Origin of the sequence: Streptomyces sp. CB02366 (assembly GCF_001905905.1) — a bacterium.
In the GTDB taxonomy this organism is placed as follows: Bacteria; Actinomycetota; Actinomycetes; order Streptomycetales; family Streptomycetaceae; genus Streptomyces.
In genome coordinates this window covers 12,705-27,284 of the sequence record NZ_LIVT01000011.1, presented here as the reverse complement: position 1 = coordinate 27,284, position 14,580 = coordinate 12,705, and the positions used below count along the sequence as shown (strand labels likewise).

The following is a 14,580-nucleotide window of genomic DNA, read 5'->3' as shown; positions in this document are numbered from 1 at the left end:
TCATACCGCGGAGTTCGTGACCCGCTCGCTCTCGACCCGCTTGGCCAGCCCGGCCGCGTCGAGCTGCCCGAGGTGGCGGCAGAGCACCACGGACCCGCCGGCCGCCAGCGGGGCGAAGAGCCCGGCGCTCAACCCGTCCCAGCTGTCGTACGTACGCCCGGTGAGCAGCCGGGCCCCCGGCGCGAGGCCCAGGGCGGCGGCGTCCTCACGGGCCCGGGCGACGAGCTGGGCGCCCGTCAGCTCGGCCCCGTCGACGGCCAGCGCGGGCCCGTCGGGGTCCACCGGGGCGAACGGCGCGAAGCGGTCGCCCTGGCTCGGCGCCTCCACCGCGTAGTCCGCGAACCCCTCGGGCGGCTGCGGGAAACGGCCGCCCAGCGGTCGCAGCGCGAGAGCGACGCGCTCGCCCCGGCAGGCCCGCGCCCGCTCCAGGGTCTCCGGGCCGGTCACCACGAGGTCGGCGGACGCCGGGTCGCCCTGCACGTCGGCGACGACCCCGACGGAGGAACAGGCGAGCAGCCAGACCGCCGACTGCCAGTGGGCGGGGAGCAGCAGGGCGAGCCGGTCGCCGGGCTCGGCGGCGAGGTCGCCCTGGAGCAGGTTGGCGGTCTTGGCCACCCAATTGGCGAAGGTGGCCACCGACAGTTCGACGCGCTCTGCGGTGGCGTCGTCGTAGAAGGTGATCAGGGGGCGGGCGGGGTCCGCGGCGAGGGCGGATCGCAGCAGGTCGGCAGGGGTGCGGTCGCTGGAGTTCATCCGCGCAAGCGTACGCCGGGGGCGTGGCGCGGGGCGGGCCGAACGGGTGCCCCGGCGGGCGCCGGTCCCACCGGTTCGGCAGACGGTGCGTCACACCGGGGCGGATGTCCGGGTAGCCGGACTGATGACCCTATGGCAAATATCTTCTGTATGCGCTCATTTATGGTCATTTCAGTCGGCGTCACCTGCGCGGCGGCCCTCACCCTGCCGCTCGCCGCCCCCGCCCTCTCCGCCCCCGTCCCGACCGCCCCGGTCCCCCACGCCTCCTCGGCCCGTCCGCCCTCCCCCTCCCCGGAGTCGCCGGGAGCCGGACCGCCGGCGGTCCGGACCGCCGGGCCCGGGACGGCCGAGGACCGGTCCGCCGAGACCCCCGCCGAGTCCCGGTCGGCCGGACTCGCGGGCTCCACGCAGTCCCTGCCGCTGGAGCCCCTCGCCGCGCCGTCCGACCGGTCGGCGGGGCCCGCCGCGCCCGGCCGGGGGCTGGACCGGCGCACGACCCGGCCGTTCTCCCTGGTGGGCGTGGTCTGGGACGACGCCGGGGCCGAACTCCACGGCAGGGTCCAGGTCCGCACCCGGGCGGTCGGCGACGGGAGCTGGTCGGGCTGGCAGGACGTCGAGACCCACAACGCCGAGCACGCCGCCGACCTCGACAGCGACGAGCGGGCCTCCGGGACCGTGCGCGGGGCGACCGCCCCGCTCTGGGTCGGAGCCTCGGACGGCGTGGAGGTGCGCGTCCACCCGGAGGCGGCCGATGAGCAGGGCCGCTCTATCGCCGTGCGCCTCCCCGACGGCCTGCGCCTCGAACTCGTCGACCCCGGCCCCGACCCCGCGTCCGCGCCCGCCGGGGACGCGACCGCCGGCCGGACCGCCGCCCCGGCGGGGCTCGCCGTCCACCCCGGCCCGCCCCCCACCGGGACGGCGGCGGTCGTGCCGGAGGCGCTCACCGCCGCCTCCGCCGCCGCGTCGGCCGTCAACGCGGAGCTCGCGCCGCTCGGCGCGTCCGTCATCCCCGCGCTGAGCGAGGCGGAGACGGCGGAGGCGGCCGAGCCCAACGCCCCCGGGGCGAAGCCGTACATCGGACCCCGGCCGAAGATCGTCACCCGCAAGGGGTGGGGCGCGGACGAGAAGCTCCGCGAGCGGAACTTCGCGTACACCCGGACCGTCAAGGCGGCCTTCGTGCACCACAGCGCGACCGGGAACAACTACACCTGCAAGCAGGCCCCTTCCGTGCTCCGCAGCATCTACCGCTACCACGTCAAGAGCAGCGGCTGGCGCGACTTCGGCTACAACTTCGCCGTCGACAAGTGCGGGAACATCTACGAGGGCCGGGCGGGCGGCGTCTCCCGACCCGTGCTCGGGGCGCACACCCTGGGCTTCAACAGCAACACCATGGGCATCGCGGTGCTGGGCTCCTACTCCTCCACCACCCCGCCCGCCGCCGCGGTGACCGCCGTCGCCAAGCTGACGGCGTGGAAGCTCGGGCTGTTCGGGGGCAATCCGAAGGGGAAGGTGACGCTCGTCTCCGGCGGAAGCAACAAGTACAAGAAGGGCAAGAAGGTCAAACTGAACGTCATCTCGGGTCATCGGGACGGTTTCGCAACCGAATGTCCCGGAGCGCGTCTCTACAAGAAGCTCGGCAAGGCCCGGACCAGCTCCGCCCGACTGCAGGGCCGCTGACCGGGGCGTATCCGACCGGTCTGCTTAGACTGGCCAGCCACAAACCAGGCCAGGCCCCACCAGGAAGCAGAGACGGTGCTGTGACAGAGGCAAAAGAAGCGATTCTCCTGGTCGGTGGCAAGGGCACCCGACTGCGCCCGCTCACGGTGCACACCCCGAAACCGATGGTGCCGGCGGCGGGCGTCCCCTTCCTCACCCACCAGCTGGCGCGCGCCAGGGCGGCCGGGGTGGAGCACATCGTGCTCGCCACCTCCTACCTGGCGGAGGTCTTCGAGCCGTACTTCGGCGACGGCTCCTCGCTCGGCCTGCACATCGAGTACGTCACCGAGCAGGAGCCGCTCGGCACCGGCGGAGCCATCCGCAACGTGGCCTCCAAGCTGTCCTCGGGCCCGGACGACCCGGTCCTGATCTTCAACGGCGACATCCTGACCGGGCTCGACATCCGGGCCCTGGTCACCGCGCACACCGCCTCCGGGGCGGACGTCTCCCTCCACCTGACCCGGGTCGAGGACCCGCGCGCCTTCGGCCTCGTCCCGACCGACGACACCGGCCGGGTCACCGCCTTCCTGGAGAAGCCGCAGACGCCGGAGGAGATCGTCACCGACCAGATCAACGCCGGGGCGTACATCTTCCGGCGCTCGGTCGTCGACTCCATCCCGACGGGCCGCCCGGTCTCCGTCGAGCGCGAGACCTTCCCCGGACTGCTCGCCTCCGGCGCCCACCTCCAGGGCATGGTCGACTCCACCTACTGGCTCGACCTCGGCACCCCGGCCGCCTTCGTCCGGGGCTCCGCCGACCTCGTCCTGGGCCGCGCCCCCTCCCCGGCGGTCCCCGGCCGGTGCGGCGACCGGCTGGTCCTGCCGTCCGCCTCCGTGGCCCCGGACGCCAAGATCACCGGCGGCACGGTGGTCGGCGCCGACGCGGTGATCGGCGCGGGCGCGCGCGTGGACGGCTCGACGATCCTGGCCGGCGCGGTCGTCGAGGCGGGCGCGGTCGTCACGGACTCCCTGGTCGGCGCGGGCGCCAGGATCGGCGACCGTACGGTGCTGACGGGCGCGGTGATCGGCGACGGGGCCCGGGTCGGCGCGGACAACGAACTGCGCGACGGCATCCGGATCTGGTGCGGCGCGGTGCTGCCGGACGCCTCGGTCCGCTTCTCCTCGGACCAGTAGGACACGGGCGCGCGTCCGCCGGGGCCCGGGGCCGCGCCGCCCGCCGGGCCCCGCCCGAGGGCTCCGGCGACCAGCGCGGGACTTCCCACGAGCCCGTACGCGCGCCCCTCCCGCCCCCGTACCCTCAAGGGGACCGACCGACCTCCGCACCAGGAACACCGAGGCCCCTCCGTGGCAGGACGATTCGCCCCCCGCACCGCGCGAGCGGTGCTCCCGCCGCGGACGGCCGTGCCGATGAGCCGGCCCCCGGCGCCTCCCGGGCCGTCCTCCCCGCCCGACGCCCCGCCGCTGACCCGGGAGTGGACGCCGCCGGGCCCGCTGGACCTCCGCCTGGTGCTGGGCCCGCTGCGCCGGGGCCCGGCGGACCCCACGTTCCGGATGGTCGCGGACGGGACGTTCTGGCGGGCCTCCCGTACGCCGCAGGGGCCCGGCACCCTGCGCGTCGCGGCGCGCGCCGGCCGGATCGAGGCGACGGCCTGGGGCCCCGGCGCGAACTGGCTGCTGGAAGGTCTTCCCGCGCTCCTGGGGGCGGAGGACGACCCGGACGCGTTCGTGCCCCGGCACCGCCTGCTCGCCCTGACCCGGCACCGCCGCCCCGGCCTGCGGCTGCTGCGCACGGGGCTGGTGATGGAGTCGCTGATCCCCTCGGTCCTGGAGCAGAAGGTCACCACGGACGAGGCGTACGGCGCCTGGCGCCGTCTGGTCCGCCGCTTCGGGACCCCCGCCCCCGGCCCCACCGCGGAGCTGGGCCTGTACGTGATGCCGGACCCGCGCGGCTGGGCGATGATCCCGTCCTGGGAGTGGCACCGGGCGAACGTGGACGCCAAGCGGTCCTCCACGATCCTGCGGGCGGTACGCGTGGCCCGCCGACTGGAGGAAGCGGCGGCGATGGACCTCCCCGAGGCCAGGGCCCGCCTGGAGCTGATCCCCGGCATCGGCCCGTGGACCTCGGCCGAGGTCCTCCAGCGCTCGAACGGCGCGGCGGACGCGGTCACGGTCGGCGACCTGCACCTGCCGGGCATCGTGGGCCACGCACTGGCCGGCCACCGCGACGCGGACGACGCGGAGATGCTCGCCCTGCTGGCCCCCTACGAAGGCCAGCGCCACCGGGCGACCCGCCTGATCCTGCTCTCCGGCCGCACCCCGGAGCGCCGGGCCCCGAGGAGGGCGCCGGGCGACATCGTGGACCTCTAGGGCGTGTCGTCACACCGCCGTCGTCGCCCGACGGGCGGCAGTGCGACGACAGGCCCCGGGGGGCGCGGGCGGGTCCGACCGGATCCGGCCCGGCGTCCGGCGGCGCCCCCGTCGCGGTCCGTCCCCGCCCGCCGGACCGGCCCCTCACCGCACGGTGATGAACTCCGCCGGCTCCCGGGGCGCCCGCTCCCGGGGCGCCTCCGCCGCGCGCCCCACCGCCACCGCGCCCAACGGATCCCACGACGAGGGCAGCGACAGCGCCTCCCGCACCACCGGCCGGCAGAACATCGTCGAGGACACCCACGCCGATCCCAGCCGTTCGCCCGCCAGCGCCACCAGGAAGTTCTGCACGCCCGCCCCCGCGGCGACCACGAACATCTCGCGCTCCGCCGTGTCGCGGCGCTCGTCCCCGTACGTGTGCGAGCCGTCCATCACCAGGCACGGCACCACCAGGTACGGCGCGTTGCGCAGCACGTCGCCCCGCCGGACCCGCTTGGCGATCGACTCCTCGCTCCTGCCGTCGCGCCGCAGGTCCTCGATCCAGGCGTCCCGCATGGCGTCGAGCAGCCGGGTCCGCGACGCGGCGGACTCCAGCAGGACGAACCGCCACGGCGTCGTGTGGTGCGGCGCCGGAGCGGTCACCGCGGCGGCCACCGCCCGTCGCACCGCACCCGGGTCGACCGGATCGTCGGTGAACTCGCGCACCGTGCGCCGCAGGGTCACCGCCTCCCGTACGGCCTCCGAAGTCCCGAGCCGGAACATGTCGTCGGCGGCGCCGCGCACCAGCGCCCGGGCGCCGGGACCGTCGTCCCCGGCCGCCACCACGTGCGGCAGCCCCCGGACCACCGCGACCGGCAGCCCCTCCGCCTTGCCCTTGACCAGGTCCCCGGCGGCGGCCAGTTCGTCCGCGGTGGCCACGACCGTGGCACTGAGCGGATTGCCGTGCGCGTCCGTGCCGCCGCGCAGGTCGTCCAGGACCCGCACCCCCGCCGCGCCGATGGCGACGTCGGTCAGCCCGGCGCGCCAGGGCCGGCCGAAGGTGTCCGTGACGACGACTCCGACGTCCACGCCCAGGGCGTCCCGCAGCCCGTCCCGGACGGCGCGGGCGGAGGCGTCGGGGTCCTCGGGCAGCAGCAGCACGGTCCCGGCCGGGGTGTTCGAGGCGTCGACCCCGGCGGCGGCCATGACGAGCCCCTGCCGGTTCTCCACGATCCGCAGGGTTCCGCGGCGGGCCACGACCCGTACGGTCTCGGCGTCGATCGCGGCCTCCCGGTCGGCGGCCCGGACGATCCGGCCCTCGGCCTTGGAGACGATCTTCGAGGTGACGATCAGGACGTCGCCGTCGACGAGTCCCGGCTCGGCCGCGGCGATCAGTCCGGCGAGGTCGTCACCGGCCCGCACCTCGGGCATCCCGCGCGGCGCCCACACCCGGAAGGAGGGCGCGGGCCCCGTGCCGCCCGCCGGGCCGGGGCCGTCTTCCGTACCGTTCGCGCTCCCCCCGTCCGCTCCGGCGGCGCTCACGCCCGGACCTCCTCGGCCAGGGCCAGCGCCTGCCGGGCCATCTCGGCGGTCGCCTCCACGTCCGTCATCATCAGCGGCACCGCCCGGCAGCGGATCCCCGCCGCCTCCACCGCGTCGACCGCACCGGCGTCCACCGTGTCGACCAGCCACCCGTCCAGCAGCCCCGAACCGTAGTGCCGGGCCACGGCCGAGGCCGTCGCCTCCACGCCCACCGCGGCCAGCACCTTGTCCGCCATCCCGCGCACCGGCGCGTCCCCGACGATGGGGGAGAGGCCGACCACCGGAACACCGGCGTCCGCGATGGCCTCCCGGATACCGGGGACGGCGAGGATCGTGCCGACCGACACCACCGGGTTCGACGGCGGGAAGAGGATGACGTCGGCGGCGCCGATCGCCTCCAGCACCCCCGGAGCCGGCTTGGCCTGCTCGGCCCCGACCGGCACGATCGCCCGCGCCTCGACGGAGGCGCGCAGCTTCACCCAGTACTCCTGGAAGTGGATCGCCCTGCTCTCGCCGTCCACCTCGACGGCGACATGCGTCTCCACCCGGTCGTCGGACATCGGCAGCAGCCGCACGCCCGGCTGCCAGCGGGCGCAGAGCGCCTCGGTGACCGCGCTCAGCGGGTAGCCCGCGCCCAGCATCTGCGTACGGACGATGTGGGTCGCGAAGTCCCGGTCGCCGAGCCCGAACCACTCCGGTCCCACGCCGTACGCCGCGAGCTCCTCCTTGACCCGGAAGGTCTCGTCGGCCCGGCCCCAGCCCTGCTCCTCGTCGATGCCACCGCCGAGGGTGTACATCACGGTGTCGAGGTCGGGGCAGACCTTCAGCCCGAACAGATGGATGTCATCACCCGTGTTGCCGATCACCGTGACGTCCGCGTCGGGCGCGGCCTGCTTGAGGCCGCGAAGGAAGCGGGCACCGCCGATGCCACCGGCCAGAACAACAATGCGCATGCACAGCAGTTTGTCAGGCGGGTACGGCGTCCACGGCCCTCGGGGCGCTCTGCGCGGCGTGCATCGGCATCTCGGTCAGCCCCGGGTAGTAGAGGTGCAGACTGACGGCCGGTTCGAGCGAGTCGTTGACCACCTCGTGGACGTACCCCGGGGCGAAGAAGCGCTGCGCGCCCGCGCTCAGCGACCGGGCCCCGCGCTCGGTGCGCTCGGTCAACTCGCCCTCCAGGACGGTCAGCACGCCGGAGGAGAGGCCGTGGTCGTGGAGTCCGCTGCCCTGGCCGGGCACCCAGCTGAGCAGCCACACCTCGTACCCCGGGCCCCGGTGCAGGCGGTGGTACCAGCGGGAGGCGGAGTCGTACCGGACGAGGTCCGACCACCGTGCGCGGTCGGCCGCGATGGAGCGCGCGAGGCCGACGAACTCGGAGACGGTGGAGGGGTGCTCGCGAGCGGGTCGCAGGAGGTGCTGGACCTCGAGGATGTCGCCGGCGATCTGAAGGTCGCTGTCGCTGTTCATGGCTGCGGTGGTTCCTCGGCATGGGGGGCGTGTGCGGGGGAGTCGCGGGGAGCGTCGGCAGCCCGGAGAGGGCTGCGGGAGGCGCGGGACGCGGAGGAGCGAGGGGAAAGAGGCGTCGCTCGACCGGTGGAGACCCGTCCGGCGGGGCTGGATCGGAGCTGGAGCGCTACGGCGTCAACAGCTGCGACAGCTGGAACAGCAACAGCGGGCCTGGACAGCGCTGCGGAACCCACGGACGTGGGTGACGTGCAGAGCTGAGGTCGCTGGCATGGGATCAAGGAGACCGGTTCGCTCCTCCACTGTCAACCTGATGCCGGGTTTGAGAGCAATGATTCACCCCTTCCGGTCGTCGGGTTCGCAGAAAGGTTTATGCGTCCAGAACCGGGACATGTGGCGCATGATCCGCACGTCCAAACGCGGCTGACGGGCCGTGACCTGACTGTGATCTTGATCGCTTCGGTGATCGAATCGCAACACGGGGGCGCTCTCGCTCGTCTTCCCCGATGGAGGCGCGAGGTCGCAGGGCTGGTGGCATATGTCAGGTTTTTGCTGATTTGAACACTTTCCGCATACGCTTGGTTCCGCAGAGTGAATCCCAGGGCCAATAGCAGATCCTCGCTTGACTGGCTCGGAGCTACACACTTGTAATTTCACTCGTGTCGTTCAGCCGCAAACGGTTGCAACACGGGACGCAAGAGACAGACGAGGGGCGCACATGACCGAGCTGTTCCAGCAACTGCTGGTCGAGGACGCGGACGAGGAACTCGGCTGGCAGGAGCGCGCGCTGTGCGCCCAGACCGATCCCGAGTCCTTCTTTCCCGAAAAGGGCGGATCGACCCGTGAGGCCAAGAAGGTCTGCCTCGCCTGCGAGGTGCGTTCGGAATGCCTGGAGTACGCCCTGTCCAACGACGAGCGTTTCGGCATCTGGGGCGGACTCTCCGAGCGGGAGCGCCGGCGGCTCAAGAAGGCCGCGATCTGACGACCGGCGCCCCGTGACCGCTCGCGGTCCGTGCCGCTGCCGCGCTCACGGCAGCGGCACCCCCCTCGTCGCCGTACCGGCGCCCCGGCGCCTCGGCACTCCGGTTCCCCCCGACGGCCCGTCCACCGCCCTCCCCGAGGGCGCGGTGGACGGGCCGTCGGCGTGCCCCCGTCCGGCCCCCCACCCGCTCGGGGCCGTCGCCACCTGTCCGTACCGTTAGTGTGGGGCCCCGTCCGAGAAGCGCCAACGCCCCGCCGGGGCGCGCGTGTACACCGATGCAGCCCCCGGGGACCACGCCCCCGGACCCGGCCGGAGGGCCCGTACCCCGATGTCCGTGCACAGCCACTCGGCGGCGCCGAACGCGGCCGCCGCCGCCCCAGAGTTCCCCCGGCACGTCGTCACCGCCGTGCTCGTCTCCCACGACGGCGCCCGCTGGCTGCCCGACGTGCTGGCCGGGCTGCTCGGGCAGGAACGCCCCGTACAGAACGCCGTCGCCGCCGACACCGGCAGCGCGGACGATTCGGCCCGGCTGGTCACGGAGGCGCTCGGCGACGAACGCGTCCTGCACCTCGCCCGCCGCACGAGCTTCGGCACGGCCGTCGACGAGGCGGCCCGCACGGCCGGCGCGCTCACCCCGGACGACCTGCCCTACCTCAAGCGCCCCAGCGGCTGGGATCCCGCCACCCGGAGCTGGGTGGACGAGAACTACGACCTTCCCGAACTGCCGCACGGCGAACCGGTCCAGTGGCTGTGGCTGCTGCACGACGACTCCGCCCCCGAGCCGGACGCGCTCGCCGCGATGCTGCGCGTCGCCGACACCGACCGGCACGCCGCCGTCATCGGCCCCAAGCTGCGCGGCTGGTACGACCGCAAGCAGCTCCTCGAAGTCGGCGTCTCCATCGCCAACAGCGGACGCCGCTGGACGGGCCTGGACCGCCGCGAGCAGGACCAGGGCCAGCACGACCAGGTCCGCACCGTCCTGTCCGTCTCCTCCGCCGGCATGCTCATCCGCCGCGACGTCTACGAGGAGCTCGGCGGCTTCGACCGCGGCCTCCCCCTGATGCGCGACGACGTCGACCTGTGCTGGCGCGCCCACCTCGCCGGCCACCGGGTCCTCGTCGCCCCGGACGCCGTCCTGCGGCACGCCGAGGCGTCCGCCCGCGAACGGCGGCCCATCGACTGCGCCGGCCGCTCGGTCGCCAGCCCGCACCGCGTCGACAAGGCGGGCGCGGTCTTCACCATGCTCGCCAACGCCCGCGGCAAGGCCCTGCCCTGGGTCCTGTCGCGGCTCGTCGTCGGCACCCTGCTGCGCACCCTCGCCTACCTCGTCGGCAAGGCGCCCGGCCAGGCCCTCGACGAGGTCACCGGCCTGCTCGGGACCCTCCTGCGGCCCGGCCGCGTCCTCGCCGCCCGCCGCGCCCGCGGCAAGGGCGTCGTCGACCCCGCCGAACTGCGCGCCCTCTTCCCGCCGCCCGGCGCGACCGTCCGGGCCACCATCGAACAGGTGGCGGGCGACTTCGGCGGCCGCAACGACGCCGACTCGGGCGGTTCGCGGCACGGGGCCGTCGAATCCGGACCCGGCGGCGACGACGCCGACTTCCTCGAAGTCGACCAGTTCGCCCGCCTCAAGCGCATCGGCCGCAAGCCCGGGCCCGTGCTCTTCGCGCTCCTCCTGCTCGTCTCGCTCATCGCCTGCCGCGACCTGCTGAGCGGCGGCGTCCTGGCCGGCGGCGCGCTGCTGCCCGTGCCCGCCGAGACCGGCGCGCTCTGGGGGCAGTACGCGGACGCCTGGCACACCGTGGGCACCGGCGGCACCCAGTCCGCCCCGCCCTACCTCGCCCTGCTCGCCGCCCTGTCGGGCCTCTTCCTCGGCTCGACCGGACTCGCGGTCGGCGTGCTGCTGATCTGCTCGATCCCGCTGGCCGGGGCCACCGCCTACTTCGCCTCCCGCCCGCTGCTGCCCTCCCGGCTGTTGCGCGCCTGGGCGAGCGTCGCGTACGCCTTCCTGCCCGCCGCCACCGGGGCCCTGGCCACCGGCCGCCTGGGCACCGCCGTCCTCCTCGTCCTGCTTCCGCTGATCGCCCGCGCCGGCGTCGCCGCCCACGGGCTGCGCGCCGACAGCGCGGCGGGGGAGCGCGGCAGCTGGCGCGCCACCTGGGCGTACACGCTGCTGCTGACCGTCACCATGGCGTTCACCCCGATCGTCTGGCCGCTCGCCGTGGTCCTCGGACTCGGCGTGCTGGTGCTGCGGCGCGGCGACATCACGGCGTACGGCCTCCGCTTCGTCGCCGCCGTCGGCACCCCGCTGCTGGTCCTCGCCCCCTGGTCGCTCACCCTCCTGACCGACCCGTCGGCGCTGCTGACCGAAGCGGGCCTGGACCTCGGCACGGGCGACGCCTCCGGCCTCGACCTGCTCGGCATCAGCCCCGGCGGCCCCGGCGCGGTGGGCGGCGTCCTCCTCCTCGGCATCGTGCTCGCGGCGCTCGCCGCCCTGCTGCGCGAGGACCGCCGGTTCGCCGTCCGCACGGCCTGGGCGGTCGCGGTCGTCGGCTTCGTCTTCGCCGCCCTCGCCAATGGCTCGACCTGGGCCGGACCCGCCACCCTCGTCTACGGCGCCGCCCTGATCGCCGCCGCCCTGGTCGGCGCGGACGGAGCCCGCATCCGGGTCGCCGAGCAGAGTTTCGGCTGGCGCCAGCCCGTGGCCGTGCTGATCGCGCTCGCCGCCGGACTCGCCCCGGTGCTCGCCGCCTCCGGCTGGATGATCGGCGGTGCGGACGGCCCGCTGGAGCGGCGCGACCCCGTCCAGGTGCCCGCCTTCGTCGCCGAGGAGAGCGCCACCCGCGACCAGCCCCGCACCCTCGTCCTCGGCGGCGCCTCGCCCGGCACCGTGGAGTACAGCCTGGTCCGCGGCTCGGGCGCGCGGCTCGGCGACGGCGAACTGACCGAGGCGGGCGGCGGCAACCGCCACCTCGACAAGGTCGTCGCCAACCTGGTCGCCGGCTCCGGCGCCGACCAGGGCGGCCAGCTCAGCGGCTTCGCCATCCGCTACGTCCTCGTACGGGACGGAGCGCCGCGCCGGATGAGCCGGGTCCTCGACGCCACCCCGGGGCTCAGCCGCCTCAGCCAGCTCGACGGCAGCGCGCTGTGGCGGGTGGACCGGCAGGTCGCCCGCGTCATGATCACCCCGGCCTCCGGCGAGGGCGAGCACGTGCCGGTCGGCTCGGACGCCGTCGAAGCCCACTCCGACATCCCGTCCGGGGCGGCGGGGCGCGTCCTGCGGATCGCGGACGCCGCCGACCCCGGGTGGACGGCCACCCTGGACGGCAAGCCGCTGACCCGCAAGACCGTCGACGGCTGGGCCCAGGGCTTCGAACTGCCCGCGGACGGCGGTCGCCTGGACCTCACCCACGACGCCCCGATCACCCACACCGCGTGGATCTGGGCCCAGGCCGGACTCCTCCTGGTCCTCGTGGTCATGGCCCTGCCGGGCCGCCGCCGGGAGATCGACGACGACCTGCCCGACGAGGCGCCCGCCGTCGCGGACGAACCGGTGGACGGCGAGGGCCGCCGCGCCCGCAGGCTGCGTGCCGCGGCCCGGGCCGAGGCCGCCGCCGAGGAGGCCGGGGACGACGACCCGTCGCGCGCCGCGCACCCGGGGGAGCACATCCCGGCGCAGCAGTCCGCCGACCCCTACGCCCCGCCCTCCCCGGCCCACGACCCGTACGAAGCGCACCCCCCGGCGCACGACCCGTACGAGGCGCGGAACGAGCAGGACCGGCAGGAAGCCACCGGCGACTACGCGGCGGTCCCGCAGCAGCAGTACGGCGCCTACGCGCAGTGGGACGGGCAGCAGCAGCCGGGCGCCGACCCCTACGGGGCGTACCGGCAGCAGGAGCCGTACGCGGGGGAGAACGCCGGCCCCCAGGGCGGCTACGGCGCCCAGGACCCCTACCAGCAGCAGTACGCCGACCAGGGCACGTACACCGATCAGGGCGCCGGGTACGACGGGCAGGGCGGCGGGTACGACGACCGCTCCGCCTACGACGAGTACGGCCGCTACACCGGCGGGCAGTACCAGCAGCACCCGCAGCAGCCCCCGTACGCCGATCCCGCCCGGCACCCCGCCGAGAACGGCGGACAGACCGACCCCCCGGCCCCGGGCCAGGCCCCGTGGCAGACCGGTAACGCATCGCGAGGCGAGTCCGAGTGAAGTCCACCCACCTGTCCCTGATCGCCGGCGCGGCCGTCCTGGCCGCCGTCACCGGTTTCGCCACGGTCACCGCGCCCGGCGCCCCGGCAGAGACCGCGGCGAAGGCCGCCGTGCTGCTGCCCGTCGAGCGCTCCAGCCTGGTCTGCCCGGCGCCCAGCGGCTCCGACCTCGCGGAGACGCGGTACACGGCGTTCACTCCGGCGGGCGAGGGCGGCGCGTCCGAGGGCGCCGCCGAGCTGAAGCCGGCGCTGCCCGTCGTGGACGACGAGGACGAGACCGACCCGAAGAAGACGAAGAAGGCCGAGGAGGCGGCGAGGAAGGCGAAGGAGAAGGCCGAGAAGCCGGTCCTCGCGGTCAAGGAGCCGGGAAGGCCGGTCACCGCCGAGGCGGACGGCGCGAGCGCCCCGGCCCTCCACGGCACGGCCACCGGCGCGCTGGCCCCCGGCTGGACGGCCCAGCAGACCACCGAGGTCACCGCGGGAGCCGCCCGCGGCCTCCTCGGGGTCGCCTGCACCGCTCCCGACACCGACTTCTGGTTCCCCGGCGCGAGCACCGCCAAGACCCGCCAGGACTACCTCCACCTCACCAACCCCGACGACTCCGCCGCCGTCGCCGACATCGAGCTGTACGGCCCCGAGGGCGCGCTCCCGTCCGAGGTCGGGGACGGCATCACCGTGCCGGCCCGCTCCGGCGTCGCCGTCCTGCTCTCCACGCTCACCCCCGAGGCGGTCGACCTGCTGACCGCGCACGTCACCACCCGCTCGGGGCGGATCGGAGCGGTCGTCATGAGCGCCGAGGACGGCGTGGGCAGCGACTGGATCACCGCGTCGGAGGACCCCTCCGGCACGCTCGTGCTGCCCGGCATCCCCGCCGACGCCACCTCCGTCCACCTGGTGGCGTACGCACCCGGTGAGGACGACGCCGACGTGAAGGTCCGGCTCGTGGGCAAGAACGCGACGTTCTCCCCGGCAGGCAACGCCACCCTGCACGTCAAGTCCTCGATGACGGCGGCCGTCGACCTCAAGGACGTCACCCGCGGCGAACCGGGCTCCCTGCTCCTGACCCCCGTACGGAAGGAGCGCGCGACGCCGATCGTGGCCGCGCTGCGCGTGGTCCGGGGCAAGGGCGAGAAACAGGAGGTCGCCTACATCCCGGCCACCGGCCCGGTCGGCGCGCGGGCGAGCGTCCCGGACAACGGGACCGACGACGCGACGCTGTCCCTGACCGCGCCGGGCGCCGCGGCGAAGGTGAAGGTCACCGCCTCGGCGGGCAGCGGGGGCGGCGAACCGGTGGTGGAGACGTACACGGTCAAGGCCGGTACGACCCTCGACGTCACTCCGAAGGCCCCGGACGGTCTCAAGGGCGCCTACGCGCTGACCGTCGAGACGACCTCGGGCGGCCCGGTCCACGCGGCGCGCACCCTGGCGCGCACGGAGGGCGGCGTGAAGATGTTCACCGTGCAGACGCTGCCCGACGACCGGGGCACGGTCGAGGTCCCGGCGGCCCGCCAGGACCTGTCGGTCCTGGACGACTGAGGCGGAACGGACGCTCCCCGGGCGCGAGAGCCCCGGGTTCCCGGGCGCCTCGCACCGGGGCCGGACGGGGAG

Annotated in this window: 10 protein-coding genes; 6 read left to right on the top strand and 4 right to left on the bottom strand. The window is 75.1% G+C overall.

The features are described from left to right. Nucleotides 1-753, bottom strand: a complete 753-nt coding sequence (locus AMK24_RS25335; RefSeq protein WP_073771188.1) for a TIGR03089 family protein — start codon at nucleotides 751-753, stop codon at nucleotides 1-3. A 162-nt stretch (nucleotides 754-915) separates the two neighbouring features. Here AMK24_RS25335 and AMK24_RS25330 point away from each other — a divergent pair, with 162 nt between their 5' ends. From AMK24_RS25330 to AMK24_RS25320, 3 genes are all read left to right on the top strand, one after another. Beyond that, on the top strand, nucleotides 916-2,430 hold the full coding sequence (locus tag AMK24_RS25330; protein WP_242435247.1) for an N-acetylmuramoyl-L-alanine amidase: 1,515 nt from the start codon (nucleotides 916-918) through the stop codon (nucleotides 2,428-2,430). Between the two features lie 80 nt (nucleotides 2,431-2,510). Further along, the gene (locus AMK24_RS25325; protein ID WP_073771186.1) at nucleotides 2,511-3,602 is read left to right on the top strand and encodes a nucleotidyltransferase family protein; all 1,092 of its coding nucleotides are present in this window, start codon (nucleotides 2,511-2,513) and stop codon (nucleotides 3,600-3,602) included. A gap of 171 nt (nucleotides 3,603-3,773) precedes the next feature. After that, nucleotides 3,774-4,796: a DNA-3-methyladenine glycosylase family protein gene (locus AMK24_RS25320; RefSeq protein ID WP_073771185.1), complete on the top strand. Its 1,023-nt coding sequence runs from the start codon at nucleotides 3,774-3,776 to the stop codon at nucleotides 4,794-4,796. Nucleotides 4,797-4,940: 144 nt separating this feature from the next. Here AMK24_RS25320 and AMK24_RS25315 read toward each other — a convergent pair whose 3' ends face one another. The 3 genes from AMK24_RS25315 to AMK24_RS25305 all read right to left on the bottom strand — a co-directional run bounded on the left by AMK24_RS25315 (nucleotide 4,941) and on the right by AMK24_RS25305 (nucleotide 7,784). Beyond that, nucleotides 4,941-6,224: a coenzyme F420-0:L-glutamate ligase gene (locus tag AMK24_RS25315; RefSeq protein WP_073771308.1), complete on the bottom strand. Its 1,284-nt coding sequence runs from the start codon at nucleotides 6,222-6,224 to the stop codon at nucleotides 4,941-4,943. Between the two features lie 89 nt (nucleotides 6,225-6,313). Continuing rightward, the gene (gene cofD / locus AMK24_RS25310) at nucleotides 6,314-7,270 is read right to left on the bottom strand and encodes a 2-phospho-L-lactate transferase (protein ID WP_073771184.1); all 957 of its coding nucleotides are present in this window, start codon (nucleotides 7,268-7,270) and stop codon (nucleotides 6,314-6,316) included. A gap of 13 nt (nucleotides 7,271-7,283) precedes the next feature. Further along, nucleotides 7,284-7,784 carry a cysteine dioxygenase gene (locus tag AMK24_RS25305; protein WP_073771183.1) on the bottom strand — a complete coding sequence of 167 codons (501 nt, stop codon included), beginning with the start codon at nucleotides 7,782-7,784 and terminating at the stop codon, nucleotides 7,284-7,286. 715 nt (nucleotides 7,785-8,499) lie between these two features. On the opposite strand from AMK24_RS25305, the gene AMK24_RS25300 reads away from it, so the two are divergent. The 3 genes from AMK24_RS25300 to AMK24_RS25290 all read left to right on the top strand — a co-directional run bounded on the left by AMK24_RS25300 (nucleotide 8,500) and on the right by AMK24_RS25290 (nucleotide 14,508). Then, nucleotides 8,500-8,763: a WhiB family transcriptional regulator gene (locus AMK24_RS25300; protein ID WP_003968728.1), complete on the top strand. Its 264-nt coding sequence runs from the start codon at nucleotides 8,500-8,502 to the stop codon at nucleotides 8,761-8,763. A gap of 328 nt (nucleotides 8,764-9,091) precedes the next feature. After that, nucleotides 9,092-12,973: a glycosyltransferase family 2 protein gene (locus tag AMK24_RS25295; RefSeq protein ID WP_073771182.1), complete on the top strand. Its 3,882-nt coding sequence runs from the start codon at nucleotides 9,092-9,094 to the stop codon at nucleotides 12,971-12,973. Continuing rightward, nucleotides 12,970-14,508 carry a DUF5719 family protein gene (locus AMK24_RS25290; RefSeq protein WP_073771181.1) on the top strand — a complete coding sequence of 513 codons (1,539 nt, stop codon included), beginning with the start codon at nucleotides 12,970-12,972 and terminating at the stop codon, nucleotides 14,506-14,508. The genes AMK24_RS25295 and AMK24_RS25290 overlap by 4 nt, the downstream gene beginning before the upstream one ends. Nucleotides 14,509-14,580 lie beyond the last annotated feature (72 nt).